We start from the raw sequence: 24,403 nt of genomic DNA, 5'->3' as shown, positions 1-24,403 counted from the left end.
TAGCGGATGAGATACCGCGAATGAATCGCGGTATGACGGTGTAGATAGTATCCCGCTGCTTGTTAGCGGATGAGATACCGCGAATGAATTGCGGTATGACGTGTTGAAACAATCCGATAAGGTAAGCCTCGTCATCCCGCTACGTGTTAGCGGGATCTAGAGATACCGCGGCGGTATGACGTGTTGCTTGGGTCAGCTATAGTATTTCTTAAAATTAATAATAAATTTCTTGGCTAGCAAGAAGCTGTAAATTTTTTTGCGAGACCTAAGCCGCTTTTGATATAGCTAAAGGTTTACTGATGATTTGTCTCATTCCACTACCTGCTGACTTACTTTCTGCTTAGCATATCCATCAAATCAGATTCTTTGAGTTTACTATGGTCAACTTTACTGAACTTATTTACCATAGAGCTCATTTGATTATACTGCTTAATTAGAAGATTAATGTCAGTTACAGTTGTTCCGGACCCCTTAGAAATTCTAAGTCTTCTTTTGCCATTTAAAATATCTGGATTTTGCCTTTCTTTTTCAGTCATTGAGTTTATGATGGCTATATATTTTTTCACTTTATTGTCATCTGGCACACTGCTACTTAGCTTTTTTGTAAATGAACTAGGAATGAATTTCATTATGTTGCTAATGCCATCCATTTTACTCAGAGTTTTTAACATTCCCACTAGGTCGTTTAGGTCGAATTTACCTTTTTTCACTTTCTTTTGTAACTTATCAATTTCTTCCTGACCAACAATCTCAGCAGCTTTTTCAACCAATGAGACAACATCACCCATGCTAAGTATCCTTTTTGCAATTCTATCGGGATAAAAATCATCGAGGTCACTTAATTTTTCACCACAAGCAATAAATTTAATTGGACAATCGGCGATCATTTTCATAGAAAGAGCAGCACCACCACGTGCATCACCATCAACACGGGTGAGAATAATGCCGGTTACACCTATTACCTCATTGAATGATTTGGCAATGTTGACCGCATCCTGGCCTATCATTGCGTCGGCTACTAAAATAACTTCTGCAGGTGAAGCTATTTCCTTTACGGCTTTCAACTCATTCATCATATTATTGTCAATATGAAGCCTGCCTGCAGTGTCTAGTATTAATACATCATAATTATCGTTCTTTGCTATTGCTATTGCCCTTTTTGTAATTGTAATGGGCTTCTCATCTATTACTACAGGTAAAGTTTGCACATCTATTTGTTTACCTAGCACTTCAAGTTGTTTCTGGGCAGCAGGCCTATAAATGTCTAAAGAGGCAAGCATCACTTTTTTCTTTTGCTTTTTTAGTTTTAAAGCAAGCTTTCCTGAGGTAGTTGTTTTACCTGCACCTTGTAAGCCCACCATCATAATCACAGCAGGGGGTTTAACTGCTAGATTTAAGTCACTTTTCTCTGATCCGAGAACTGCAACTAAATTATCCTGTACAATTTTAATTATCATTTGTGCTGGAGAAACACTTTTTATGACTTTTTCCCCAATCACTTTATCTTTAATGTCGTTGATGAATTTTTTTGCAACTTCAAGTGAAACGTCAGCTTCAATTAAGGCTATGCGTATTTCACGCATGGCAAGATTAAAATCATCTTCAGAAATGATTGACTTTCCTCTCAGTTTACTAAATACAGAATTTAAACTTTCAGTTAACGATTTAAACATAATAGCATTAGTAGAATACTCATTAAAAAGAGAGAAGAAGCTGAAACAAAACTCACTGAGTTATAACTCAGCACTTCTTTAAGTTTAGTAATATTATTAAAGTATAAACCAACAAGTGGATTAGTCAAGTTTTGCACTACGCTGGCAAACATTTCTCTAGTTTTAGAGACTAACTGATTGAACAGCAAGATAATATAGGGTATGAAAGCTCTAAAAATCCAATCAACATCCATTTTAAAATTTACTCTCGGGTAAAATAACTTGCGTAAAGGAATAAACAATAAAGTGGTACATAGTAATAAATTAAATTGCGACCAAATATTTTTTGTGTTGTACACAAAATCGAAAATCGAAGGTTTATTGTAAATAGGTAAGTAAGGATTGCCAGCGATTACGCATATAAATGCTAAAATAATCATAGTCATTTTGCTTCCTCTCTCTGCTAAAGGTTTTGACTTACTTTTTGCAATAAATAAGTAATAAAGAAACTTTAGCCCCACGCTTAAATGAAGCAGCAAATTTAGAAGCTTATATAAATTTTTATACCCTTTTAAGGCAACAGTGTTCATTTCAATTTCAGCTGTGATATATGATTTACTGATAAATCCAACGGTTCCAGGAAATGCAGCCATTGTAAGTATTGCGATTATAGCACACATGCCTTCCACTGACATCAGTTTACCCACTCCATTAAAACTAATTGTTTTTGTTTGTGAAATAATCGAATTACTGACCACAAACAATAATGATTGATAAACAAGAGAGAAGATTATATGCAGTATCAAAATTGGTATTGCTTTTTCCGAAGGACTGAGCAAACTTCCTGCAATAATCAGCAAGCCCATTTGTCCTACAACGTTATAGCATAAAAATCTGCGAATATTTTGCTCAAGAGAAGCAAATATAATGCTGTAAATTGCAGTGATGGCGCCTACAAGCGCTAATATTTCAGTACAATCTTGCCATAGGTTATAAGTGTGTAAAAGCATCACTAAAAAAGAGACTTTAGTGGTAAATAAAGAGAGATATGTGGTGCCATGTAGCGATGCAGCAGGATATGCATCAACAACCCAAAATGAAAAAGGAAAACAAGCGCAGTTTATCAATAAACCCAAAATTATCAGGTTAGTGCTTTGAAGTGCCAATCCTGCTATTAATATAACTCCAACGAAAAAGTGTACACAAGCGTACCTTATTGCAGGTCCACTATCTCTACAGCTAGCTGCGATAATAAAAAATGCACTGATGGTCATTAATTCACAGAATATTATAACCAATATCATATGTTCAGATAAAACTGCATAAAGTGAACTAATAGTGTAAGCAGCAAAAGATAGCATCTCTGAAAAAGTCAAATTTTGTGCTGGTAGAACAGCTAAAAATGCAACTGATAAAAAAGATATTAGTATGGTACGAAAAGATAAATCAAAATCTAGAATTGGGAGAGACCAATTTACTGCAATGCTCAAATTTTCAGGTAATTTTAGGACTATAACTATTAATACAGTCAGTAGAAGTAACAGTGACGATTTATAAAGTTGCACAATAATTAAAACCAATATGGTTTATGCTATCTCAATATATGAATAAAATCAATTTGCATATTAACCACTAATTAAACTAATTATCATATAATTATATCAGAGTTTAGAGGGTTATAGAGAAACCGGTCAGATTAGGTTTTTAATCTAATCTGACCGATAGCTTTAATAGTGAGGTAAGCTTTAATATAGCACTCCTAATTCATAACGCTACACTCGTGCATAATTTATTTTTAATTTGTGCACGAGCGTTAGTAAATTATTTACTTTTTGAAATAAAATTTGGCATCACTTTAATATTGAGACTTAGTAAACCTCAGTAGGTCTGCCAGTTGGGCCCATAAGAATTATTTGCTCGCCTTCTCTTAAGTGTCTGCATAAATTAGTGGAGCCGCCGATTTCCAGCACAATAGTGGAAATAATTCCTTTTTTTTTGTCTACTTCAGTGCCGGTTACGGCTATACCTTCCATAGCAAGGTTTGTATTATTGGCTTTTCTGCCATTGGTTTCAAAATTTTGCAATCTAAAGAATTGCCCAGGCTTAAAATTCTTTGCCGCAAGTGGTGCTTTGATCACTATTTCCACAACTTTGTCTGTTAAATATTGAACTTTTATAACCTTTGCAGTGAATTGCTCTTTGATTCTATTAAATAATTCTTTATTAGCCAGGTCTTCAACACTTGACCACGCATTTTTTTTCTGGCCCACAACATCACACACTGGAATGACAGAAACGAAGCTATTAACTCCACTCAAAAGCTGAGAAATAATAGGGTAGCCGTTTTTAGCACTTGCCATAGCTTTCACGACGCTGCCACTATACGAAGGGTGAAGATCACCAAAAAAGCTGATTGTTTTATTGCCTTGCTTATACACTAATATTCTATCTTTATTTTGCATTTTAGGAGAAAATATTGGGTCTATTTCTTTTCCTGATGAATTCAAATGAGTAAAATACCCATTACTTAATTTAAAATGCTTTTTATCTTCTGTTGCAATAACTGTATTTGGCTCAGTACCTGCTGCTATAAAAATAGAACGTGCTTTTATACGTTTGATTTCGCCGGATTTTGTGTCTATCAGTTTTATTGACTCAGCATGGTTATATTTATCCGTCACAACTTCAACTGGCTCTAAGTTTTCAATAAAGTAAATTCCTTCTGACAGTGCATTTTGCACCTCTTCGCTATTTAATCGATAACTCGGTGAATCTTTTAGCTCTTTTCTATATATAACTTTCACTCCCCCGAGGCTCTGCATTAACTCTAATATTTTTATTTCTCTATTCTCTTTTTTTGTTAACTTTTGCTTTTCTCGGATCAATTGTGCGTGCGATATAAACTCATTCGCAATTTCGCGCTCTTCTTCTGTCCAATCTTTTTCAACACAGTCCTTTCCATACTTATCAACTAATATCTCATAACGAAGAAGAAATTTTTCTACTTGAATTGGATAATACGCTAAAGCTTCAGTGGCAGTGTCAATCGCAGTAAGCCCCGCCCCTATGACAACTATCGGCATACGAACTTGCAGATTTGCTATAGAATCAAATTTAAGAGCGCCAGTCAGTTGTAACGACATCAGAAAATCAGATGCCATGCGTACTCCACGAGCTAGTATGTTTTTTATTTTGATCATTCGTGGCTTACCAGAGCCAAGTGCTAGGGCGATGTGATCAAAACCCAAGTTGAACGCGTCATCAGCATTAATCGTGCCACCAAAACGAATGCCTCCATAAAGTACGAAATTCTCACGTCTTTCCAGCAGTAATCTAATAATCTTTAAGTAATTCTTATCCCACCGAGAAGTAATGCCATATTCTGCCACCCCACCAAACCCTCCTGCCGTGCGTTCACTCAATTTTTCGTGTTTGAAATCTTTAATTAGCTGGAAATTATCGATCAAAGGCTCAATTTTTAGTCCATCAATGGCAATAACGTTATGCCCATCATTCAACAAATGATGAGCTAAATTAAAACCAGCAGGACCAAGGCCTACAACTAGAACGTTTTTTCCAGTGTTTCCTCTTGGCAATGAACGCTGAAAATTTAAAGGATTCCAACGGCTGAGCAGAGAATATATTTCAAATCCGTACGGTAAACTGAGCACATCATCCAGAATCCTTGTTTCAATTGCTGGCACATTTACGGGTTCTTGTTTTTGATATATGCACGAATTCATGCAGTCATTGCATATTCTGTGTCCAGTAGCCGCGCATAATGGGTTATCTATCATCACAATTGCAAGACTTGCTATGCTGTACCCTTCGCTTTTCACCAGATTCATTTCTGATATTTTCTGCTCTAGTGGGCAGCCGTGCAGTTCAACTCTAAGTGGAGACTTTTTGAAAGTATTGTCATCATTAATTAGCCCCTTTGAGCAGCTATCCTTACTTTGCTTATGACAAAATATGCAGTAGTGAGCATTATCCAATGCTTTATCTAAACTAGCCTTTTCACTTGTTAGGTCAAAACCGTATCGTCTTTTTACTTCATTTGAATACAGCACTTCAACTTTGTCTACTTCTTTTTTAGAAAATGGTATGAGGTTTTCGTGGTCAATTTTTTTATGTATGCTAAATAATATGCTCTGTTTATTTTTCACTCTCCACGCTGCATATTGTGCCGCAAGTTCTATTTCCTCTTTGTGATTTTCTTTATCTTCAAACCAATGCATCACCTGCTCAGCGAAATTTTTTTCTGTTGTTGGCAAAGTGAGAAAAGGACTTAGTTTGTTAGTAATATTTATATTCGCCACATTAGTGTATTTCTTCAATGCATAGCGTTGGACAAATAACCTTTTGCATTTATATATTACAGCAAAGTCGTTGTGCTTTTTCTTTAGCTCCTCTATTTCTTTTTCAATATTGAAAAGTTTTGCAATAAATCCATCAAGTAAGTACGAAAGGTCTATAATGAGCTGGCTATCTGTCATCCAAGTAGCTGACCGTTCTTCTTGTTTTCTAGATCCCAGTGTCAAGCACTGGGATGACGGGGGGTGACACTGGGATGATGGGAGGTGACACTGGGATGACATCGAAGAAGAAGCTGCTTTTTCTCTTGCTTCAATTAATGAACAAAGCAAGCTCTCATCACATGATTTAATATAATTCAAAAATGTCTCATCTAATTTTGTTAATCCATTGCGAGTATATAGATTCGAAAATGAGATTTTGAAATTCAGCTTCATTGCTATACTATAAAGTGTACATGCTGTTTCTTACAGATGAAGATTTTATTTATTTTGCAATACTGCTGAGATTGTTGCTTCTGCAACTTTTTCTTCGCTAACAGATGCAATACACCTAAATTTGTATACACCTAAACACACACTTTGAATGTTAGCTTGAAGAATCAATGTGTCCCCTGGAGTAACTAGCTTTCTGAATTTTGCATTTTCAATGGATCTCAAGTAAACAACTTTATTTTCTATTGTTTCTTTACCTAGAACACATATAGCAGATGCCTGAGCTAGAGATTCAATTATCAAGACTCCTGGCATTATCGGATGACCAGGGAAGTGGCCAATAAAAAATGGCTCATTGAAAGTCACATTTTTGATTGCTTTTATACTTTTACCAGGATCACACTCTATAACTCTATCTACTAAGAGAAACGGATAAGAATGTGGTAGTGTTTTTATAATATCACTGATATTAAATTGCATAAGTCTATTCAATGCCTTTTAAAGCAAATTCAGGTATTTCCTTGTTTATATTGTTTAATACCACATCTGATAAATCAACTTCATCCATGGAGTATAAAACTTGGTTCTTTTTTGAAATAAATAGTACCAAATCTATGTTGTTTTTTTCTGCCGTTTTTTTAGCGACTTCTTTTATCTTGTTAAAAACACTCTCTACTGCTTCTCTATAGCTTTCTTCTAAATGTAACATTTTTTTAGCATAATTATCTCTAACATTTACAGTGTGCTTATTAAATTGTCCTGTCTTTTCCTTTTTTGCTTCTTCTGACAAAAGGTCAAATTCTTCTTTTGATGGCTTAAGTTTTTCTAACTCATTTTCAAATTCTTGTTGTAATCTAGAATTCTGCTCCTTTATTTGTTGTTGTATATTTTGCAGAGCAAGAGATTCATTGATGACTTTGTCACTATCGATAATTGCAGCCTTTGTGTTCTGAGGTTGATATCCTACAAACTTATACCCCACAAATAAGGAAATAATTAAGGCAATAACTGATATAAATAACTGTATATATTTCATTCAAATCCCCGCTTCAATAGAAAATTTAACATTTGGTGATGGTATTATATCATAAGATTCCTTTACTAAAGGAAACCCGAAATCCAATCTAAGTCTACCAAAAGGAGAAAGCATTGAAAAGCCAAAACCTGGTGACACTCTCACAAGCTTGCTATCATAGTATTTCCCTTCATACTTCTTATTTTTATCATCTAAGCCAAAAAGTGTTGCATAGTCAACAAATAGTGAGCCTTTGATACCAGCATAGTCATATAGTTTTGGTAGAGGAAAATCCACTTGCTGTGTTAGATTAAAATAAGTTTTGCCTCCTAATGAGCTTTTATTTTTGTCTTCTGCTCTTGGTCCAATACCGGAAAGGTCAAACCCTCTAATCTCATTACCCCCTTTAAAAAAGTGCTGGCCAATGTTTAGATTTTCATCAGTATAAGAAAAAATATGACCTGCCGCCATCTTAAAGCGTAGCGTTATATCATCGTCAATTTTGCTTAATATAGGGTGCGTATAAAAAGATAAGAATTCAGATTTCAGGAAATTCACGTTTCCTCCCAATCCTGAAATATCCTGACTTAAGCGCAGTAAATACCCTTCTTTTGGAGTATAGAGGTTATCCAGTTTATTATATGCCAACGTGTATCCCACTGATGAAATCTGATGTTTACCTTTTCGGTCCAGTATTATTTCAGAGATATCGCTGTCTTGTCCACCCTTATTATCCATGTGTATATGATTATACTTATAAGAATAGCGAAGGGAATTAGTTAAGTTCTCTGTGACTTTATATGATAACTTTGTAAAAAATCCCATATCGCAACTATCAAAAGTAGTGTTTGGTTTATCTTGTTTTTCATAAAATACACCCATGCCTAGTGACGTATCAGAATCGTTAAAATTATTTTCAACAAACTCTAAATCAGTAGAAAATACGTATTGACTTTTTTCAAGAGCAAAAGAGAGCTCTTTTCCAGTACCAAATAAATTACGGTCTTTGAGGTCAATTTTAATCAATGCTCCACCAGGAAGAGACACACCTCCTCCCAAATACAACGAAGTAGTGTTTTTTTCTTTAACACTTAAGTCAAGATTTACTGTATTATCATTAACTGCATAACTATTTACTTTCACTGTTTCAAAAAAATCACTACTCATTAGTTTTTTACGTGACTTTTGAATCTCAGATATATTGTACGCATCACCTTCTGCTACACTTAGCTTACTTCTGATCACTTTATCTAAAGTGCGATCGTTACCATCAATTGTAATTTGATTTATATAAATCTTTTTACCCGGCAGCACTCTGTAGGTTACATCTACAACATTGTCACGTTGTGCATACTCTGGATTAACTTTTGCAAATATATATCCTTTCTCATTTAAATATTTGTTTATTTTTTCTACTGTATTATTAATTTTAACTCTATTAAATATCTTATCGTTTTCCTCTGTTATAAAATCCAATATTTCTTCTTTTAGGCTCAAATCCTGAATTTCAGTTTCAATATTAACCTCATTATTTCCAAATAAATACTGCTGTCCTTCGTCAATCAAAAAAGTTAACTCTGTTTGATTGTTATTATCAACCTCAACAATTGGTTGAATATTATTTTGAATATATCCTTTAGATGAATAAAAATGATCGAGCAATTCTGTGTTAATCAATAGATATTGCGGTGAATAATGATTTCCGCCTTTAAAAATAGCTCTAAATAACTTACTAAATATGTCATTACTATGTCTTTTGATAACTTGCTCTAGCTCATTTTCAGAAAAGTTTTTGTTGCCTATAAATCTTATATCCTTAATTTTAGAGGTTTTGCCTTCTTTTATTTTAAAAATTAGATTGACTCTATTGCCATCAAGCTTATTCAGGTCATATTCAATTTTAACACCAATCTTACCGTTATTTCTATAAGTAGTGACTAAATTCACTAAATCGTTTTGCAATTTTGTTTCAGTTAAAATAGTTAGCGACTTTGATTGAATCACATTACTTAGCAGCTCTTTGCTGTTAAATAACTTATTGCCTTTTAACACTACCTTGTTAATCAGTGGATTTTCTTGAATTTTTATTACTAAATTTTTTTTATCATCTATGTAAGCATTAACACTAGCAAATAACTTTGTTTTATATAGATCTTTTATAATTGAGTCTATATCATCGTCGTTTATATAATCACCAGATTTTAGTTTTATATAGAACCCTATTGTCTGGTTGCTTACCCTCTCATTACCAATACATTTGACATCTTTCACCTGCACTTTTTCCGCAGTTCCTAAAGCAACAAGCAGGGCAGGAAAAGAAATAAAAACCACTACCAGTATATAAAATAGCTTTTTCATATTTTATTTCAAAAAAGATCCCTAATATCATTTGACATTCCAGTTGCCATAAGCAAAAACAACACTAAAGCACCAAAAATAGCTGCATATTTTTGACATTTCAAGCTTAAATCCCTACGTATAACCGCTTCTATGATATAATGAAATAAATGCCCACCATCTAGCAGTGGTATTGGCAGCAAGTTAATTGCAGCTAAATTAGCTGAAATGATTGCCATAAAATATAGAACCATAATAAATCCCTTTTTAGCTGATTGTCCTGAATATTTTGCGATTTTTATTGGTCCACCTATTTCACTTGCACTCCTCTTACCAACAATAATTTGAAAGATAGCTTTAATCGTTAAGCACATAGTGTGGTAAGTTTCACTTACTGATAAGCTCACAGCCCCAAGAAAAGACGACTGCTTTAATGTATTGACTGAAATAATCCCTATAGTTTCTCTTTCTATTGTGTTGCCAAAAACGTCTTTGTCCTTGATTATTAATGGAGTTAAACTGGTCCTGTGCTTCTCATTATTTCTGCTATACTCAATCTCCATTCTTGTTTTAGGATTCGACATTATCACACGTGAAATATCTTCAAAGTATTTTATTTTATGCTCATTGATTTGTGTAATAGTGTCACCTGGCAACAAACCAGCTTGCTTAGCTGCACTACCTTCGATTACATTTTCAATCACCGGTGGAGTGCGATAATAACCTGCTATGCTAAAAAATATTGTAAAAGCTATAACAGCAAATACCATGTTTGCAAAAGGCCCTGCAAAAACTACTGCTGCTTTTTTATGACGCGGTTTTGTATGAAATGAATACAATTTTTCTTCTTCCGTTAATTCTTGTTGATCAGCTGGGACACTCGCTGCATTAGTATCTCCTAGCATTTTAACATAACCACCCAATGGAACAACGCTTAATTTCCATCTAGTTCCAGACTTATCGTTAAAACCAAAAATTTCAGGACCAAAACCTATGGAAAAAGATTCAACTTTAACTTTGCATGCTTTGGCAACAACATAATGCCCATATTCATGCACGAATACTATGACAGAAATTATTAAAGAAAATGATAAAAAATAATATATTCCATCGCTAAATTGATGGATAAGATTAGAAATTAATTCCACCTGTATATTTAGATCTTAACAAAATGTTAAGTATATTAAAATGCGCCTCGCTTGACAAGTATTTAGTTTAACTTTTAAATTAAAAAAAGTTTAATTGTAATGACAGATACCTCACTACTCAGAAGAAAATTAATATATAGAAGCTGGCATAGGGGTTGCAAAGAAACCGATATACTTTTAGGGCATTTCGCATTGAAATATCTTGATAAATTTTCCTTAAGCGAACTAATCGAATACGAAAAAATAGTTGATCTTGATGATTACGAATTATATTGTTACATAACTCGTAAGACAAACCTCCCTCCTGGCTTGAATAGTCAGATAGTCAATTTAATTGCTTGCTTTATTGAAGCTAATCCTTTACGCACTCAAGATTAGTGATAATCTTATTTACCTTATCTAGTACCTCAGTATATTCTATTCTTTTCTCGTTTCTATACTTTTCGCGCTCTTGATTTACTTCATCTAATCGCTTTGTTAATTCTAAAATTTTATCCTCAAGAATTAGTGCTGCAAGTAAGAAATTTAATGCATCCGAACCCTTACCTCCAGTTTTTTGAGATACAGAACTAACTAACTTGTCAAAACTATTAGCAAGGCGTAATAAATGATTCCCCTTCCCACTTTCGCAAGATATTTTATATGTGTTATTACGTATAACTATTTCTACTACTTGCATATGGTGCTAAAAATTTCTATCGTACAGTATAAACTCAAACCCCTACTTTCATCTTATTTATGGTATAAATTTTTATTCATTTATCAAATCAGATAATTTTTTACTGCTACGAAAATATGTTTTAAAGTATTGATTCTTTGTAAACTTCTGTAACATTAAATGGCTTGTTTCTTTCAAGTTATAACTTCTAACTGAAAAAGAACCAAACCCCCTAATTTCAACTCTATTATGATGTTTCAATGTGCTTGAAAGTATCCCAAAAAATCTATCAACTATAGCTGCTATAACAATCTTATCTAAAAAAGGATGTCTTTTTGCTACCCTCGCTATTATATCAGACTTTGTTGCCATTTATATGAAGCCAAAATAAGTAAACCTTATCACTTAGCAGATAATGCTATGTTATATTCTTCAACACCCAATACTTCAACTTCTATTTTTTCTGATATAGAGAATTTTTTATTCTCTGGTAAATGCTCTTGATCTATTAGAAGGGTTACATCGTTCTCAACTTCAACGACTAGTCCATTATCTTCTCTCTTACCTACAATAACCTGTATTTTATCACCTACCTTAACTTTCTTTATCAGTTCTTCAAGAGGATCATACTCTATTTGTTTTATTCCAAGATAAATTCTTGCCCGATTCACGTTAGCCCTTATTACTTTTGCTTCTATTTTATCACCTACATTATACTTCTTTATCTCATCTGAACCATTTTTAGACCAACTAAAATCTTTCACATATATTGTCCCTTCTACGTTCTCATCTATTTCAGAATCACCGAAAGCAACAGATACATATGAGCCGGTATTATTCTTCACTTCACCAGAAACAATAGAACCAGGAGGATATTTATTGATAAATACTTGCCAAGGGTTGTCTACACACCTTTTCATGCTTAAACTCATCCTACTCTTAGCAATGTCAATACTGAGAATTTTTACATATACTTCTTGTCCCCTTGTTACGAGACTACTAACTGGTAAATTACTCTTAACCCAAGTTATTTCTGACGAGTGCACTAAACCTTCAATTCCAGGTCTAAGCTCAACAAATAATCCATAATCTTCTATGCTTGTTACATAACCCTTATGCACACTATCAACTGGATATTTTGACTCTGCATCTTGCCAAGGGCTATCTTCTAGCTGCTTCACACCCAAGGAAATTTTAGCATTTTCCTTATCTATTTTTATAATTTTAACTTTTATAGTCTGACCACAAGTAAAAACTGCAGACGGATGACTTACCCTACTCCAAGAGATATCTGTAATATGTAACAATCCATCTATAACTCCCACTACATCTGATTCATGAATACCGACAAATACACCGTAATGAGTGATACTTTTTATTTTCCCTTCTATTATATCGCCTTCATTTAAAGATTCTAAAAATTTAATTTTTTCACCAGCGTGCAATTTTTCTAACACCAGCTTTCTTGATACTACAATATTGCCCTGCTTCTTATCCATTTTAAGCACGATGAACTTTTGTTCAGTTTCAATAAGGTGCTTCGCATCTTTTGCTTGCTTCAAATCCACATGACTCAGCGGTAAAAAAGCGCTTATTCCGTCACCAAGATCAACAATAAAGCCACATTTAATTGAGCGTTTAATAACTCCGCTTACTTCAGCCCTTGTAACTGTATCTTCTTCCAACTTATTCCATTTTTCGTCCCTAATTGCTTTTTCACGACTAAGAACAACATTACCATGATAATCTTCAATTCTTTCCACATAAACTCTGATTTTCGAGCCAATAATGACCTCATCATTACAACCGAGTTCCTTGATCAGAATTCTCCCGTCAGATTTTAAACCAATATCAACCACAACGTCGTTAGGGTTTATTCTTGTAATTACACCTTCTACCACATCTCCTTCTTTAATTTTGTTAACAAAAGAATCTTCAAACAAGGTATTATCTTGATCCTCAAATTGGCCTTGACATATCTCTTCTATAAATTTGTTTGATGATAGCTTTCTGATAGTAACCGGTAGATTTACGACTGGATTATTATTATTCATACCTTTAACTTAAACTTTATTAGAACTCATATATTATATAATATTAACAATTATTGACAAGTAATTTTTCATTAACTCATTTCGAGAATTGTTTAAGCTATATAAAATATAGTGAGAAAATTATATATGTATCAAGAATATGCTATTTAAGAATAGCAAGTGGATTAGATCGTTCTCCAGAAGGTCCAGGCTAAAACCTGATGTTGATGAAATATTGGAAAAATATTCTATTCAAAACAGCAAGGAATCTATAGAGAAAATTGTAAATTCACAAAAAAGAATATGGGTAGAAATAGGCTTTGGCAACGGTGAAAATATGCTTTACCAGGTGCTCAATGAACCTGATCTATTATTTATAGGATGTGAGCCCTACTTAAAGGGGGTTTCTCGCTTGCTAACAAACATAGAAATACAGAACATAAAAAATATTTTAATGTGGACAGAAGATGCAAGAGAATTGATTGCAAATTTTCCTGATAACAGTGTTGAAAGATTCTTTATTCTCTTTCCAGATCCATGGCCAAAAAGAAGTCACAATAAAAGACGATTAATTAATACGGAATTTTTAAATTTATTAGCAAAAAAAAATACTTATAACAGGGGAAATATTCATTGCAACCGATCATCAGGACTATGCAGAGTGGATAGCATCACATATAAAGCAGTGTAACTCTTTAATCTATAGGGAAGACGATTTCACAAGTTATACTCTTACAAAATACCACAGAAGAGCGCTCAAAGATCAGCGTAAAGTGAGGTTCTTTAAAGTAAGTGTTATTAATAATTTGCAGACTATGGATCAATAGAGTTTTTGCATATCTCTTTTACGTTAACTATAGATTAAAAATAATAAAAAAAGAGGGAGAAATAGAGTAAATTCCTTTAACTACTTCTCCTTATGAAGGAATAGACTTCTTGCATAACCCAAACTAAGTAGAAAAAAGGTATCATCCAAGTAGCCCCTTTCTCGTCATGCCGCTGCGAATCGTCATACCGCCGCGGCGCTAACACGTAGCGGGATGATGAGGCTTATCGTCATGCCACCGCGAACCGTCATACCGTCACGGTATCTCTTAGCCGCTAACAAGTAGCGGGATGACGGTTGTCAGGTTAGCTGTTATCCCAGTTTTTGACACTGGGATGACAACGAAGGGCTACTTGGATGACAGGGAAGGATGCTGGAATGAAGGTTTTTCAAATTGTCGATAAACCTAAATCTATAATAACTATTTGCCTTTTTTCTAGGTTATGCAAGAAGTCTACTGAATAACAGTAAGATTTTTCAATCCTGTTCCACAGCAAATTTTAGTGCCATGTGAGTAGTTATGGTGCTGTTAACAATCAAAATAACAAAAACTAAGATGGTGATTAGTAGTGTATAAATATTCAAGGATAAATTTTCAAATTGAGTTAGCATTTTAAAATACACAAAGGTTGGCATTATCATTGGCAAAACAAGAATTTGCGATACTCCTGATGCTAAGTTGTTTTGACCAATCATCAATGCATTTCCAGTAGCTGAAATATTAGTGATTATCAGCGTATTAAATAATAAAGACACTCCAACTGCTATTGAGTGTTCAATACTATTGCCTAGAATTGCAAAGCTGAATATGGAAGAAATTACTGAAATCGGTAACCCAAATAATAACCAGTGAGCGAAAATTTTATAAGCAACTATAAGCCTAGAAGAGAGTGGCTGTACAAAGATTTGCTCTAATATTCCATCATGATAATCAGATGTAAACAAATTATTTGTAGAAATCTGCAAAACAAATGTAGCACATATCCATGTTAATGTTAACATAACTTCTTGTTTATTGTTGTTTTTAAGTGTAAATGAAGATAAACTTAACATTATGATAAAAATACATACTATATAGGTAAAGTTCTTATCATCTATTACTATTTTTTTTACTGAGTCGATCATACTAGGCTTTTAAATGTTTATTATAAATTATAGTGTTTACTTTGAGGTAGTATAATTTTTTGTTCATAAATTATATAGGTTTTATTATTTTTTTTGATAATGCAATTATGGAAAAGTTACCAAAAATAAAGTCACCAGAAGATTACACTCCTTCAGAAGATGAAGAATATATGAGCGTAAAACAACTGGAATACTTCAGCTTAAAGTTACAATCAATACTCGCTGAGTTAGAGAAACAAGAACTAGAAGATAATAGTATTGATACATACTATTCTGATGAAGATAGTGGAAACGAGGAATTAATCAAGCGTCGAAAAGATAGAAAAGAAAAAATTAAGGAGGCGTTAGAAAAAATAAAATTAGGCACTTATGGTTACTGCGATGGAACAGGAGAAGAAATAGGAGTCGAAAGACTTAAAGCTAATCCGCTTGCTATATATTGTATTGAAGAGCAAGAGAGAGTAGAAAAAGAAAAGAACGTGTACAACATTAACGATTAATTTACACATAAGTGGTGAGCCCATTGGACTTCAAGAGGAGCAAGAGGCGCTGAAGTATGTTATGCTATAAAGAAAGTGGAAAATTGGACATTCTCAACTTGACTCCTGCAGATTAAAAATTAAGTTGTATCCGTTCAGGCAATGGCGTCAACTTAAGGAAAAATATCAGCGATAGTGTATAAAATTTCTCTCCAAATTTTTTATCATTAAATTATCCAAAGAGTGCAAGGGACAGCACTTTTGTTTCTATTTTATTGCAACAAAAAAGTTTAAAATGTGTCTTTTTTAGGTGAGGCATGCAAAAAGGAAAAGATCTTATCTTACAAATTAAAAATGCAATATACTCGAAAACTTTTCAGAAAATCCATTGTGTTGAGTTTTACACGAACAAGAAAACTTCCTTTTTCGACAGTATTTTCTATGATTTTAAAGTTAGTTAAAAAAAGTTTGGGAATAGAATGTGAACTTATGGAGCCATTGACATGTACCCTCAAAGCAAGCTTTTTCTAAAGCAAGGTATAAGATTTGCCATACAGGCTTTCAAGAATTTAAGCATCCAAACAGCCTATCAGGATGAACCTGAGTTGGAGAGGCTATAGACTTATTGCAGCAGATGGTTCTGGTATGAGATTACCCAGCTCTGGGGAAATTGTATCCGAGTTTGAACCAAATGGAACAACAGGCACCATTGGCAATTTGTTTGTTGATTTGTGTACTTCATTGATTTGCAGTGCTCGTCTTGCAGCTTGGAATATAGGTGAACAAACGTTGGCGGCAGAGCAATTACCCGAAGTTATCACTCAAATGCGTTTATTAAATCAAGAGAAATTATTATTTATCTATGATCGTCTTCAGTAAAATTCATTCAGCAGCATTATAATTTGGAAGTAGATTTTATTTTTCGCTTGCAAAAAAGAAATTATAGTAAGCTATGGGAACGCTGGCGAATTAGATTTTGATTTTATATTAGAAAATGAAAAGCTAAAAAATAAAATGAAAGGACAGAAAGTAAGAGTTATAGTGCTGACATTAGCCAACTGAGAAACAGAGTTTTTGACCGAGACTTTGGAGCAAAGCTTATGTGTTAAGGTGGCACATAGAGGAGTGCTATAAACGACTCAAAGTAGGAGCAGAGTTAGAGAATTTTTCTGGAGAGGCTGTATTACAAGAATTTTGGGCAAACTTGGTCATGTGCAATATATTATCGCTTCATATATGTGATGCACAAGGGCCTTGGAACCCAGATCAAATTACTGATACCAATTCCCACTGCACAATAAACGGATAGATAACAATGGAAAAAAAGCCATACTATTGCCTTTCTTTCTCACTCCACAATTAAATAACTCTACAATATCGCCTATTTGATTCACTAATAATGAGAATTGGTATTAGAGGTTGTCCGGAAACAAGTAAAAGGCTATAATATCTGAAATTTTAGTACGGGGTAAAGATGAGAAAAAAGTATCCAACAGATCTAAGCGAAAGGGAATGGGCAAGAATAGAAAAACACTTCAGAGTATCATACAAGAAAGGAGGAAGGCCGCCAAAGTATAGCAAAAAAGAAATATTAGAAGCAATTTTCTATGTATTGCGTACAGGGTGTCAATGGCGGTATTTACCAAATGATTTTCCGCTATGGAAGACTGTGTATGAGCAGTTCAGGCAATGGAAGAAGCAGGGAATTTTTGAGAAAATGAATTATGAAATTACAAAATATAGTAGAAGAAAAATAGGAAGGAATGAGCAGCCGAGTGCCTGTATAGTAGATAGTCAATCTGTAAAGACTACAGAAAAGGGGGGATCAAAGGCTATGATGGAAGTAAAAAAGTAAAGGGTAGAAAAAGGCATATAATTACAGACACTCAGGGTTTTATACTAGGTTGTTACGTAGGCGCTGCTAACGAAAATGATAGAGATGGTATTAAAATAGCATTAAACAATATGAGAACAAAATATACTAAAGTTAAAAAAATGTGGGCTGACATGGGATACCAAGGAAGAAATTTAAAGAATCACATAAAGGAAGAATATGACATAGATATTGAAATTGTTAAAAGGCCTCCATGTAGATTTTGGGTGCACAAAGATACGCCACCTGAGCTACTACCAACAAGAGAACAAGGGTTTAAAGTACAGCCAAGAAGATGGGTTGTAGAAAGGACTTTTGCTTGGGTTAATAGGAATAGAAGGCTATCGAAGGAGTATGATTTACTCACAACATCCACTGAGAATTTCATATACCTAGCTATGAGTAGGGTTATGTTAAAGAGGGAATATGCTTGAATTTACTAGTTTCCGGACAACCTCTAAGTAATCCCATACTTTATTTGGTTGATCAACAATAAAGTTTTGATCTAGTATATTGGGAGCTACAGCTCTATTATCTGTTTGTTGTTTTTTAATTTTAAACTTTCTTCTCAGTATAGCCCTGATGTCATTTTTCTGCATAATACTTTGCACCGTTTTCAAATTGCAACTTTTACCCAAAGCCTTCAATTCAGCATGAATTTTAGGAGCTCCATATCTACATTTAGAAACTTGATATATTTTTTGAATAGCTTCGAGTAGCTCTTTATTTGCTGATTCTCTACTGCTTATTTTTCTTGTGGTCCACTTATAGTAGCCACTAGCAGAAAATCCTACATAATTCCTGTACTTTATAGCAGTTACTATATAAAAAAATATTTTACTCTTTTTGACTGGCCAGGGCTTTTTTTTAAATGTCTCTTTCCCTTGTTACTCTTGCTTTGTAAATCAAACCTCTCTTTGTCGTAAGGAGCCATGTTACCTCTACCTGGAAATGCATTTGCCGCTGACTTTTTTTCGTTATATTTCTTCATCCATTTTCCTAATAAACCACCCTTTATTCCTAAATCTCTTGCTATTTTTGTAATTGTTTGACCTGCCTTTCTTTGTTCATTTGCCAGTTTAACAGCTTCCAATTTGAATTCTGCCGTATATTCTCTTACCATTTCTAATCCTCCAAAATTTTATTTTACCCAAAAAAACTCTTTTCTTTCTCTCCACTTTTTCTGGGTAAGGTCAAACAATGACTATGCAAAAAACCTAATAACATGTATAATCTATAAATAATTTCTGAGGTAGATTGTGAAACTAGGTGTTAATATCGATCACGTTGCAACCCTCCGCAACGCACGCGGAACTTCTTATCCAGATCCATTGAAAGCAGCAGAAATAGCCATTGACGCTGGAGCAGACTTTATTACTGTACACTTACGAGAAGATAGAAGGCATATTAGAGATGAAGACGTATTTAACCTAAAAAAAAGCATTAGCACTGAGCTAAATCTTGAAATTGCAGCCACGGAAGAAATGCTTGAAATAGCAAAAAAGGTAAAACCCTATTCGATTAGTATAGTACCAGAAAAAAGAGAAGAATTAACAACCGAAGGTGGCCTGGATATCGTGAATATGCACAGTAAACTTTCTAGTATAATAGAGGAAATGCATAGCTCTAGCATAAAAGTCTCACTGTTTATCGATCCAAATATTGATCAACTAAAATATCTTGAAAAGCTAGGGACAAAACCTGACATAATAGAAATTCACACAGGGGATTACTGTGATAATCCATCAGAAAAAAAGTTACAGTTAATTACTAATGCTGCAGAGTACGTCAATAAATTAGGAATAGAATGCCACGCAGGACATGGCATAACTTATAAACACGCTAAGAAGATGACAAGAATACCTCACATCTCAGCTCTTAACATAGGCCACTATTTAATTAGCGAAGCTGTATTTTACGGCTTACACAGCGTAGTAAAAACAATGAAAATGACAATGTCTAACTAACTGCTGCTTTTTCCTTCTCATTTAAAATACTTAAAAGAGTTTGGCTTGCTTTAAATTTTACCCTTGTCTTTTTAGGAACAGTCATGATCTGACCACTTTGGGGGTTACGACATTGTTTTTCCTGACTGATAGCAGTAGAAAATGTTCCTATTCCATGCAAACGTATTTCACCTTTCCCATGCAGCTCATTCTTTATTATTTTAATAAACGCATCATGAATCTTGCTCAAATCAGATTTTGTTATATCTATATTCTGACTAGAACAATCTTCCTTTAATTGTTTTATTATATCTTCTTTACTCATAAATTACCTTAATATTGAAAAAATCACATAAATAGCATATTATGTTGACACCGATAGTCAACTAAATTCATCACAAAAATAGAGGATATCATACATTTTTGCAAATATTTGTATAATACTTACAAAAAAACACCCCTATAAAATAACTATCTCTTAGAAAATTGACACTTTTTCCGAGCTTTATGTTGACCATATTTCTTACGTTCAACAACACGTGAATCTCTAGTTAAGAACTCACCATTACGTAGTATAGAATGCAAATCTTGGCTTACACTACTTAAAGCTCTGCTTATTCCATGAGCTAGAGCACCTGCTTGACCAGATAGCCCTCCACCTTTTACAGTTGCAAATACATCGTATTTATCCAATGTGGAAGTTGCAACAAATGGCATTTTTACTATTTGGCACACTGACTCTCTTTTAAAATAAGAAATTAGATCGCCTTTTTTGTTAACACTAAATTTTCCACTCCCCGGCTTTATCCATACTCTTGCTACAGATTCTTTTCTTCGGCCTGTAGCATATAAACGACCAAGCGAATCAACTGCTGATTTAATTGTCTTTTCTGACCAATCATTGTTATTTATTGTAGAACTCTTCATTTTTACTCCATTACTTTTTATTTTTACGATTCAAAGAGGCAAAATCTATCTTTTCAGGTTGCTGTCCTTGATGCTTATGCTCTGAACCAGAATAAACATACAAATTTTCAAAGCGTCTACGTGCCATAGGCCCATCATCAAGCATCCTTTTCACTGCCATTTCTATTACACGCTCAGGAAATTTGCCATTTAAAATATTATCTGGAGTAGTTTTCTTCAAACCACCAGAATAACCTGTATGCTTATAGTAAATTTTATCTTTAAGCTTCTTTCCGGTGAAATGCACCTTTTCTGCGTTGATAATAATTACATTATCGCCACAATCCATATGAGGTGTATACTCAGGTTTATGCTTTCCACGTAATAGTGTCGCTACAAATGCTGCAAGCCTCCCTACCACTAATCCTTCTGCATCTATGACAAACCACTTTTTATTGATTTGTTTCTCCTTTAAGAAAAAAGTCTTCATTATTTGATCCAACAATAGTAAGCTATGATATACTTAATTTCTCAATAGTGTCAACAATATTAGTTATTGATTATTAAAGTAATTTATGTTAGTAATTGAGCTGCGCAACCAATATGCATAGGAATTAGAATGTTTCGATTGATTATCACACTTGCGATCATTTTTAATACTATAAGTTGCTATGCAACCGATGTGGGAGAAGTGATAAGCAAAGCCATCAAAAATAGCTCAAAAATAAAGTCTCAATTTTACCAATATAAAAGCGCAGAAAAACACTATAAATCTTCTGGGTTAGCTGGATTTTTACCTGACATTAATTTGCAATACAATTTCGATAGTAACTTTAATCTTGATACATCTGAAAAAAAACTTACATTGCGCCAGAAATTAATCGATGGCGGTGGTACCTTTGCCACATTCAGTCGATCAAGCCATCTTCTCAAAGCAGAAAAGATGCGATTTCAGCAATTAAAACAAGAGCTTGCACTTAATGCTGTGAAAGCATATGTTAATGTTTTACAAAAGACAGAAATATTAAAGCTCAGAGAACATAAAGAACGCGTTTCTTTGGAACATTTGTCAGCTATGAAAAAACGCTTTTCCCTTGGAGAGGTAACCAATGCTGAAGTTTTGTTAGCAAAAGCAAAATTTTCGTCTTCTATATCCGAAAGAGTTGATGCTGAAGGTAAATTAAAGTTGGTAAATATTGCTTATTATCATTTGATTGGCGAAGATGCTGATGACCTTTCTGAAGCTAATGATAAACTACCTTCTGTTCCAGAGCTAAATGAATGTTTACAGTTAGCAAAAACCAATAATTTATCTCTAAAAGCAGCAGTTTATCAAAAAAGAGCAGCCGGAATGGAAGTGATTGCTGAAAGCTCTAAGTGGCTTCCTTCTTTAAATCTAAGTGCAAGCAAAAATTTTGGGGAGGATGGTATGAAGGTAGACAAACTATTAGAAAATGTTCATGTAGTTTTTACTCTTGATGTTCCAATCTTTAAGAGAGGAGTTAATGCTTTTGGTGTCAGTAAAGCTAAAATGGATGCAAAAAAATCTACCTACGATTATTATGAAACGGTAAAAAATATAGAACAAGCAGTTGTAAATGCTTGGAATAATGTGTTGACAGCAAAGGCCATTATCAAAGCAAGTCAAGAAGCGGAAAAAGCAGCAGCTCTAGCATTGGAAGGAGTTGAGCAAGAAGTAAACTTAAATTTAAAGAGTACATCTGACCTTTTGGACACTGAAGATGCATTATTTAAAGCACGTTCAGACTTAGTTGAAGCAAAAAGCAATTATGTGATTAGTGTTTACAACTTGCTTTTTATGATAAATAGTATAAACCTCTAAATTTAATGGTATTAGCACTATGCATGATGAACAAGGTAATCAATCTGTAAAAGATATCCTAGAAGATATAAAAAAAGCTATATCGGGTAAAAACGCGAGTAACGATAAAGCAGAAATAAAGGATGAAAATGATGATGTGCTATACCTTGAGGAAGAGTATCCAGAAGAAATAGAAGAAGATGGCAAAAAAGAAAATAATGAAAAAGAGGACATTGATAATGATGACCAAAGTGAGGAAATGGCTTGCAACAATAACCAATTTAATGGCCATAGCTACAATTCAGAAGAAAAAAAAGATATTTATTTGTACGATAATATCCAAATGAGTAATAACAAAGCGAGTAATAGCGGCTTACAAGCGCAAAATAACGATCATCTAATTTTAAAAGAGAATATGGAAGAGATCAAAGCGTTGCTTGGAAAAATGCAAAACGAATTACAGCATAAACAACAAAAAAAAGCGAACCTTACTGTTGAAGAATTAGTTACATCTCTTTTAAAACCTCAGCTCTCAGAATGGCTGAATAAATATCTACATGCACTGGTAAAAGAAGTAGTTGAAAAAGAGCTTAAAGATATAATCAATAATAAGTAGGGTATTAGCAATAAAAACTAGAGTAAAGACGGCTAGAGGCAGAAAACTATCTTCAACAAGGTGGCTACATCGTCATTTGAATGATCAGTATGTGCAAAAAACTAGCAAGGATGGTTATAGGTCACGCTCAGCATATAAGCTGGTAGAAATGGATAACAAATTTAAATTATTCCAAGAAGGGCAAAAAATTATTGATCTTGGTGCTTCTCCTGGTGGATGGTCACAAGTTGCATCTCAGAAAGGTGCAAATGTGGTTGCTCTTGACATAAAACCAATGAACGCAATTAATGGAGTAGAGTTTATACAATGTGATATTATCAATGAGTTTGAAATTTTAAGAGAAAAATTCAAGGATCAAAAATTTGATGTAATTTTATCTGACATGGCGCCCGAATCTTGTGGTTTAAAATCGTTGGATCATATCAGAATTATGCTTTTATGCGAAGCAGCGCTCAATTTTGCAAAGCATTTCTTGAGTCATGGTGGCACGTTTGTAGTAAAAATTTTCCAAGGAGAATCTGACAAAGATTTTTGTAACGAGCTAAAAAAAATGTTTAAAACAGTAAAATACTTTAAACCAAAGTCAAGTAGATCTGAATCTACAGAAATGTATTTGGTAAGTTTAGGCTTTATTGGCAGCAAACCTTCTATATAATATTAATCTAGGTAGTCCGCAGAAACAAAAAACTTGCTTGACAAACCTCGCCAGCCCCCTTATCATGAAACTGAAGCTATTGTATTTGCTTTCGCCAATCTGCAGATTAAAAGGTAAGGATTACTTAATGTATCGGCGTCTTATGTTTAATTTTTTGCAGTATATAGATACTGTATGTCTTTACAAAACTTCATCTACATCTAGATTTTTATCTAAATAAGCTGAACGCGCTTATAAAGCGTTACAAGACATCAAAAAATGCCAATACTCGACAGAGATAGTAAAGGACTAGCTAACTCGGGGATTCTTTGTCTTTTTTTCTGCTTAGTAAATTTCTTAAACATTTGCAGCATAGGTTAGTTGCAATTAAAAGCAGCTAAATCTTGCTTGTCAAGCGTTTAAAACATAAAAAACGCCAATATTTTAAAGCAGATAATAACCCCAGGGCTTCTTTTGCCTTTTTTTTTCGTTTGGTAAATTTCTTAAATATTTATAGCTAAACGACAATCGTCATCCCAGCGGGATCTGGAGATACCGCGGCGGTATGACGGTTCGCGACGGCAT

The 24,403-nt window shown here is 33.9% G+C and carries 23 protein-coding genes and 3 pseudogenes; 9 read left to right on the top strand and 17 right to left on the bottom strand.

Annotation, left to right across the window (positions count from 1 at the left end):
• Nucleotides 1-329: 329 nt before the first annotated feature.
• The 7 genes from ffh to rseP form a co-directional block, all read right to left on the bottom strand.
• Complete coding sequence (gene ffh / locus ABWU74_RS01230) at nucleotides 330-1,673, bottom strand: signal recognition particle protein (protein WP_095742798.1); 1,344 nt, start codon at nucleotides 1,671-1,673, stop codon at nucleotides 330-332.
• A complete protein-coding gene (locus ABWU74_RS01225) occupies nucleotides 1,658-3,217 on the bottom strand; it encodes a proton-conducting transporter membrane subunit (protein WP_038228212.1) in 1,560 nt (519 codons plus the stop codon). The genes ffh and ABWU74_RS01225 overlap by 16 nt, the downstream gene beginning before the upstream one ends.
• A gap of 303 nt (nucleotides 3,218-3,520) precedes the next feature.
• On the bottom strand, nucleotides 3,521-6,403 hold the full coding sequence (locus tag ABWU74_RS01220) for an FAD-dependent oxidoreductase (protein WP_353289342.1): 2,883 nt from the start codon (nucleotides 6,401-6,403) through the stop codon (nucleotides 3,521-3,523).
• Nucleotides 6,404-6,448: 45 nt separating this feature from the next.
• Complete coding sequence (gene fabZ / locus ABWU74_RS01215; protein WP_010082082.1) at nucleotides 6,449-6,880, bottom strand: 3-hydroxyacyl-ACP dehydratase FabZ; 432 nt, start codon at nucleotides 6,878-6,880, stop codon at nucleotides 6,449-6,451.
• 4 nt (nucleotides 6,881-6,884) lie between these two features.
• Nucleotides 6,885-7,436: an OmpH family outer membrane protein gene (locus ABWU74_RS01210; RefSeq protein WP_209472492.1), complete on the bottom strand. Its 552-nt coding sequence runs from the start codon at nucleotides 7,434-7,436 to the stop codon at nucleotides 6,885-6,887.
• Nucleotides 7,437-9,773, bottom strand: a complete 2,337-nt coding sequence (gene bamA / locus ABWU74_RS01205; RefSeq protein WP_353289341.1) for an outer membrane protein assembly factor BamA — start codon at nucleotides 9,771-9,773, stop codon at nucleotides 7,437-7,439.
• 8 nt (nucleotides 9,774-9,781) lie between these two features.
• Nucleotides 9,782-10,900, bottom strand: a complete 1,119-nt coding sequence (gene rseP, locus ABWU74_RS01200) for an RIP metalloprotease RseP (RefSeq protein ID WP_010082085.1) — start codon at nucleotides 10,898-10,900, stop codon at nucleotides 9,782-9,784.
• Between the two features lie 99 nt (nucleotides 10,901-10,999).
• On the opposite strand from rseP, the gene ABWU74_RS01195 reads away from it, so the two are divergent.
• Complete coding sequence (locus tag ABWU74_RS01195) at nucleotides 11,000-11,278, top strand: succinate dehydrogenase assembly factor 2 (protein WP_353289340.1); 279 nt, start codon at nucleotides 11,000-11,002, stop codon at nucleotides 11,276-11,278.
• Here the strand turns inward: ABWU74_RS01195 and ABWU74_RS01190 are convergent.
• The 3 genes from ABWU74_RS01190 to ABWU74_RS01180 form a co-directional block, all read right to left on the bottom strand.
• Nucleotides 11,253-11,579 (bottom strand): cell division protein ZapA, encoded by a 327-nt coding sequence (locus ABWU74_RS01190; protein ID WP_353289339.1) that lies wholly within the window; start codon nucleotides 11,577-11,579, stop codon nucleotides 11,253-11,255. The genes ABWU74_RS01195 and ABWU74_RS01190 overlap by 26 nt on opposite strands.
• A 72-nt stretch (nucleotides 11,580-11,651) precedes the next feature.
• Nucleotides 11,652-11,930, bottom strand: coding sequence for an HU family DNA-binding protein (locus tag ABWU74_RS01185; RefSeq protein WP_010963035.1), 279 nt, complete (start codon nucleotides 11,928-11,930; stop codon nucleotides 11,652-11,654).
• A gap of 29 nt (nucleotides 11,931-11,959) precedes the next feature.
• On the bottom strand, nucleotides 11,960-13,612 hold the full coding sequence (locus ABWU74_RS01180; RefSeq protein ID WP_209472496.1) for a 30S ribosomal protein S1: 1,653 nt from the start codon (nucleotides 13,610-13,612) through the stop codon (nucleotides 11,960-11,962).
• A gap of 139 nt (nucleotides 13,613-13,751) precedes the next feature.
• Here ABWU74_RS01180 and trmB point away from each other — a divergent pair.
• A pseudogene (gene trmB / locus ABWU74_RS01175) lies at nucleotides 13,752-14,418 on the top strand (tRNA (guanosine(46)-N7)-methyltransferase TrmB).
• A gap of 476 nt (nucleotides 14,419-14,894) precedes the next feature.
• On the opposite strand, the gene ABWU74_RS01170 reads toward trmB, so the two are convergent.
• Complete coding sequence (locus tag ABWU74_RS01170; RefSeq protein ID WP_353289338.1) at nucleotides 14,895-15,542, bottom strand: heme exporter protein CcmB; 648 nt, start codon at nucleotides 15,540-15,542, stop codon at nucleotides 14,895-14,897.
• A gap of 107 nt (nucleotides 15,543-15,649) precedes the next feature.
• On the opposite strand from ABWU74_RS01170, the gene ABWU74_RS01165 reads away from it, so the two are divergent.
• From ABWU74_RS01165 to ABWU74_RS01155, 3 genes and pseudogenes are all read left to right on the top strand, one after another.
• Complete coding sequence (locus ABWU74_RS01165; RefSeq protein WP_010963040.1) at nucleotides 15,650-16,042, top strand: TraR/DksA family transcriptional regulator; 393 nt, start codon at nucleotides 15,650-15,652, stop codon at nucleotides 16,040-16,042.
• Between the two features lie 296 nt (nucleotides 16,043-16,338).
• A pseudogene (locus ABWU74_RS01160) lies at nucleotides 16,339-17,300 on the top strand (transposase); the annotation flags it as partial.
• 195 nt (nucleotides 17,301-17,495) lie between these two features.
• Nucleotides 17,496-18,328 (top strand): IS5-like element ISWpi1 family transposase gene (locus tag ABWU74_RS01155; RefSeq protein ID WP_209472412.1). Its coding sequence is split into 2 segments (ribosomal slippage): nucleotides 17,496-17,865 and nucleotides 17,865-18,328, totalling 834 coding nucleotides; the frame shifts between segments, so codons are not numbered across the junction.
• Here the strand turns inward: ABWU74_RS01155 and ABWU74_RS01150 are convergent.
• The 3 genes and pseudogenes from ABWU74_RS01150 to ABWU74_RS01140 all read right to left on the bottom strand — a co-directional run bounded on the left by ABWU74_RS01150 (nucleotide 18,308) and on the right by ABWU74_RS01140 (nucleotide 19,017).
• Nucleotides 18,308-18,493: a hypothetical protein gene (locus ABWU74_RS01150; protein WP_353289337.1), complete on the bottom strand. Its 186-nt coding sequence runs from the start codon at nucleotides 18,491-18,493 to the stop codon at nucleotides 18,308-18,310. The genes ABWU74_RS01155 and ABWU74_RS01150 overlap by 21 nt on opposite strands.
• An 18-nt stretch (nucleotides 18,494-18,511) precedes the next feature.
• Nucleotides 18,512-18,592: pseudogene (locus ABWU74_RS01145) on the bottom strand (hypothetical protein); the annotation flags it as partial.
• 122 nt (nucleotides 18,593-18,714) lie between these two features.
• Nucleotides 18,715-19,017 (bottom strand): transposase, encoded by a 303-nt coding sequence (locus ABWU74_RS01140; protein ID WP_209472831.1) that lies wholly within the window; start codon nucleotides 19,015-19,017, stop codon nucleotides 18,715-18,717.
• A 136-nt stretch (nucleotides 19,018-19,153) separates the two neighbouring features.
• On the opposite strand from ABWU74_RS01140, the gene ABWU74_RS01135 reads away from it, so the two are divergent.
• On the top strand, nucleotides 19,154-19,861 hold the full coding sequence (locus ABWU74_RS01135; protein WP_006279877.1) for a pyridoxine 5'-phosphate synthase: 708 nt from the start codon (nucleotides 19,154-19,156) through the stop codon (nucleotides 19,859-19,861).
• Here ABWU74_RS01135 and ABWU74_RS01130 read toward each other — a convergent pair.
• From ABWU74_RS01130 to rplM, 3 genes are all read right to left on the bottom strand, one after another.
• Nucleotides 19,854-20,165, bottom strand: coding sequence for an HU family DNA-binding protein (locus ABWU74_RS01130; protein WP_010082594.1), 312 nt, complete (start codon nucleotides 20,163-20,165; stop codon nucleotides 19,854-19,856). The genes ABWU74_RS01135 and ABWU74_RS01130 overlap by 8 nt on opposite strands.
• Nucleotides 20,166-20,311: 146 nt before the next feature.
• Nucleotides 20,312-20,767: a 30S ribosomal protein S9 gene (gene rpsI, locus ABWU74_RS01125; protein ID WP_006279875.1), complete on the bottom strand. Its 456-nt coding sequence runs from the start codon at nucleotides 20,765-20,767 to the stop codon at nucleotides 20,312-20,314.
• A gap of 10 nt (nucleotides 20,768-20,777) precedes the next feature.
• Nucleotides 20,778-21,236, bottom strand: coding sequence for a 50S ribosomal protein L13 (rplM, locus tag ABWU74_RS01120; protein ID WP_010082596.1), 459 nt, complete (start codon nucleotides 21,234-21,236; stop codon nucleotides 20,778-20,780).
• A gap of 129 nt (nucleotides 21,237-21,365) precedes the next feature.
• On the opposite strand from rplM, the gene ABWU74_RS01115 reads away from it, so the two are divergent.
• From ABWU74_RS01115 to ABWU74_RS01105, 3 genes are all read left to right on the top strand, one after another.
• The gene (locus tag ABWU74_RS01115; RefSeq protein ID WP_010082597.1) at nucleotides 21,366-22,589 is read left to right on the top strand and encodes a TolC family protein; all 1,224 of its coding nucleotides are present in this window, start codon (nucleotides 21,366-21,368) and stop codon (nucleotides 22,587-22,589) included.
• A gap of 19 nt (nucleotides 22,590-22,608) precedes the next feature.
• Entirely contained in the window at nucleotides 22,609-23,184 is a 576-nt protein-coding gene (locus ABWU74_RS01110; RefSeq protein WP_010082598.1) for a PopZ family protein, read from the top strand.
• Between the two features lie 76 nt (nucleotides 23,185-23,260).
• On the top strand, nucleotides 23,261-23,839 hold the full coding sequence (locus tag ABWU74_RS01105; RefSeq protein WP_010962344.1) for an RlmE family RNA methyltransferase: 579 nt from the start codon (nucleotides 23,261-23,263) through the stop codon (nucleotides 23,837-23,839).
• Nucleotides 23,840-24,403: the final 564 nt, after the last annotated feature.

This window comes from Wolbachia endosymbiont (group A) of Paraperithous gnathaulax (assembly GCF_964028485.1).
Taxonomy (GTDB): Bacteria; Pseudomonadota; Alphaproteobacteria; order Rickettsiales; family Anaplasmataceae; genus Wolbachia; species Wolbachia pipientis.
This window is presented reverse-complemented; position numbering and strand designations above follow the sequence as displayed.

Excerpts from the sequence above, each read along its gene's own strand:
- ABWU74_RS01115 (WP_010082597.1), top strand. The coding sequence starts at position 21,366 with ATGTTTCGATTGATTATCACACTTGCGATCATTTTTAATACTATAAGT.
- ABWU74_RS01210 (WP_209472492.1), bottom strand. The coding sequence starts at position 7,436 with ATGAAATATATACAGTTATTTATATCAGTTATTGCCTTAATTATTTCC.
- bamA (WP_353289341.1), bottom strand. The coding sequence starts at position 9,773 with ATGAAAAAGCTATTTTATATACTGGTAGTGGTTTTTATTTCTTTTCCT.
- ABWU74_RS01180 (WP_209472496.1), bottom strand. The coding sequence starts at position 13,612 with ATGAATAATAATAATCCAGTCGTAAATCTACCGGTTACTATCAGAAAG.
- ABWU74_RS01140 (WP_209472831.1), bottom strand. The coding sequence starts at position 19,017 with ATGGTAAGAGAATATACGGCAGAATTCAAATTGGAAGCTGTTAAACTG.
- ABWU74_RS01110 (WP_010082598.1), top strand. The coding sequence starts at position 22,609 with ATGCATGATGAACAAGGTAATCAATCTGTAAAAGATATCCTAGAAGAT.
- rpsI (WP_006279875.1), bottom strand. The coding sequence starts at position 20,767 with ATGAAGAGTTCTACAATAAATAACAATGATTGGTCAGAAAAGACAATT.
- ABWU74_RS01165 (WP_010963040.1), top strand. The coding sequence starts at position 15,650 with ATGGAAAAGTTACCAAAAATAAAGTCACCAGAAGATTACACTCCTTCA.
- ABWU74_RS01185 (WP_010963035.1), bottom strand. The coding sequence starts at position 11,930 with ATGGCAACAAAGTCTGATATAATAGCGAGGGTAGCAAAAAGACATCCT.
- rplM (WP_010082596.1), bottom strand. The coding sequence starts at position 21,236 with ATGAAGACTTTTTTCTTAAAGGAGAAACAAATCAATAAAAAGTGGTTT.
- ffh (WP_095742798.1), bottom strand. The coding sequence starts at position 1,673 with ATGTTTAAATCGTTAACTGAAAGTTTAAATTCTGTATTTAGTAAACTG.
- ABWU74_RS01150 (WP_353289337.1), bottom strand. The coding sequence starts at position 18,493 with ATGCAGAAAAATGACATCAGGGCTATACTGAGAAGAAAGTTTAAAATT.
- ABWU74_RS01190 (WP_353289339.1), bottom strand. The coding sequence starts at position 11,579 with ATGCAAGTAGTAGAAATAGTTATACGTAATAACACATATAAAATATCT.
- ABWU74_RS01130 (WP_010082594.1), bottom strand. The coding sequence starts at position 20,165 with ATGAGTAAAGAAGATATAATAAAACAATTAAAGGAAGATTGTTCTAGT.
- ABWU74_RS01195 (WP_353289340.1), top strand. The coding sequence starts at position 11,000 with ATGACAGATACCTCACTACTCAGAAGAAAATTAATATATAGAAGCTGG.
- ABWU74_RS01220 (WP_353289342.1), bottom strand. The coding sequence starts at position 6,403 with ATGAAGCTGAATTTCAAAATCTCATTTTCGAATCTATATACTCGCAAT.
- fabZ (WP_010082082.1), bottom strand. The coding sequence starts at position 6,880 with ATGCAATTTAATATCAGTGATATTATAAAAACACTACCACATTCTTAT.
- ABWU74_RS01170 (WP_353289338.1), bottom strand. The coding sequence starts at position 15,542 with ATGATCGACTCAGTAAAAAAAATAGTAATAGATGATAAGAACTTTACC.